Origin of the sequence: Fusobacterium sp. (genome assembly GCF_030528405.1) — a bacterium.
Classification (GTDB): Bacteria; Fusobacteriota; Fusobacteriia; order Fusobacteriales; family Fusobacteriaceae; genus Fusobacterium.
Genome location: NZ_JAUMYY010000076.1, coordinates 1 through 1709 on the forward strand (window position 1 = coordinate 1; position 1709 = coordinate 1709).

3 protein-coding genes are annotated in these 1709 nt (G+C 26.2%); all 3 read right to left on the bottom strand.

Annotation, left to right across the window (positions count from 1 at the left end; translation table 11 throughout):
* Positions 1-132 precede the first annotated feature (132 nt).
* A complete protein-coding gene (locus Q4A58_RS08050) occupies positions 133-675 on the bottom strand; it encodes a hypothetical protein (protein WP_303118166.1) in 543 nt (180 codons plus the stop codon).
* Positions 676-810: 135 nt separating this feature from the next.
* Positions 811-1512 (bottom strand): DUF4304 domain-containing protein, encoded by a 702-nt coding sequence (locus tag Q4A58_RS08055; RefSeq protein WP_303118168.1) that lies wholly within the window; start codon positions 1510-1512, stop codon positions 811-813.
* Between the two features lie 11 nt (positions 1513-1523).
* Positions 1524-1709: hypothetical protein (locus tag Q4A58_RS08060; protein WP_303118170.1), on the bottom strand; the 186-nt coding region annotated here is incomplete at its 5' end.

Sequence of the window (1709 nt, forward strand, 5' to 3'; positions counted from 1 at the left end):
TTATCCTGTCTATCTGCTATTCCACCTAGTATATGTGAAAATTCTTCAAATACTGCTTTTTCAATAAATCCCTTAATCCCTTAACAAATAGCCCAAGTCTTAACTTAGGCTATCTATAAAAAATTTAATAATTTATACTTCTATTGGAATATCTAATGGACTTACTTTTTTATAAATAATAGTTACTTTCTTAGGGATTATATCATCTGGCTCTAATGTTTTTTCTCCTTCATAAATATATCCTAAAGGGATTGCATCTGATTCCCAATCACATATTTCTTCTATTCCTGGTTCTACATATTTCTTCATTTCTTCTAATATTTCTTTAAAATTTATTTCTTCAATATTAGAATTTGTCCAAAAAACGATTACTCCCTCTGCCTCATTTATTAAAAAATAACTTTTATTATATTTTATCCTTTTTTCTTCCATTTCTTTTGTATATAATTCTATATTTTTTATTTTTCTATTTTCTTCTAAATCAATTAGCAACTTTTTTTCTTTTCTTTTTAATGTTAATATATTATGTGTATTCCAGCCTTCTTCTGCACCTACTCCAATATATTGTGGTTCTAAGTTATATTTTTTCATCATTTCTTTTGCATATAAATAGGCTTCTTTCATTTCTTGATTGCTTCCTTTAAATTTTCCTCTTATATACACTACTCTTTTCATTTTTTATTTTCCTCCTTTAGGTTCCTGTCTATCTGCTATCCCACCTAATATATCTGAAAATTCTTCAAATACTGTTCTTTCTATAAATCCCTTAACAAATAGCCCAAGTCTTAACTTAGGCTATCTATAAAAAATTTATTCTTTAATCAATTTTTCTAAACCCATCTCTTTCAATGATTGTTTTTCTCTCTCTACTATATATTCATCTATTGCTTTATGACCTTCTTTTACTTTTTTTTCTAGTAGTAATAATTCACTATACAATTCTTGAACCCATTCCCAAGTTTTTTTCTCTTTACCAAATTTATTATATTCTTCTTTTACTTTTTCAATATACGGTAGTATTTCATCATATCTTTTAAATTTTGCCATTGATGTTGCTAAAGACATATGTTCATTTATTTTACTATGATATGATTTTTTCATGCTTTCTATTATGTTTTCTTCATTTTCCTTTTCTTTAAACCATTTATATAGTCCATTTTGAATTAATTCTAATATCTCTGCCATACTATTTCTTATCTCTTCTTCATTTCTTATATCCCACCATTGATATTGCCAATGTGTTTTCTCTTTTGAAAATACATTAATTCTTCCTCCTATACTCATTGCTCCTTTTACTGCCCCACACCATAGTGGCGCTACTCCAAAATTTACTGTTAATCTATCATAATGCCTTTGAAAATTTATTGTTTCAATCATCATCATTTTATTTATTTTATAAAATGTAATTGTTCCTTTTTTATAGTACCCATCTTTTTTTAAAGGTTTATCAAAATATTCTCTAAAATATTTTTTATAAATTTCATTAAATTCTTTTGTTGATAATTCTTCCATTTATTAACCTCCTATTTTACAAAAAATATATCTTCTGACTTTATTATTCCATCAGATTTTCTGATTATCTCATCTATTGTTTTAGTTTCTATTTCTGCTGTTAACTTTTGCCCTCTCGCATCTATAACAACCTTTTGTACTGTATTCTCTGGAAGTTCTTTTAACCTTATCTTAGCTTGTTCTCCAATTTTTGAGGT

Coding starts and splice junctions, on each gene's coding strand:
- Q4A58_RS08050 (WP_303118166.1), bottom strand. CDS start 675: ATGAAAAGAGTAGTGTATATAAGAGGAAAATTTAAAGGAAGCAATCAA.
- Q4A58_RS08055 (WP_303118168.1), bottom strand. CDS start 1,512: ATGGAAGAATTATCAACAAAAGAATTTAATGAAATTTATAAAAAATAT.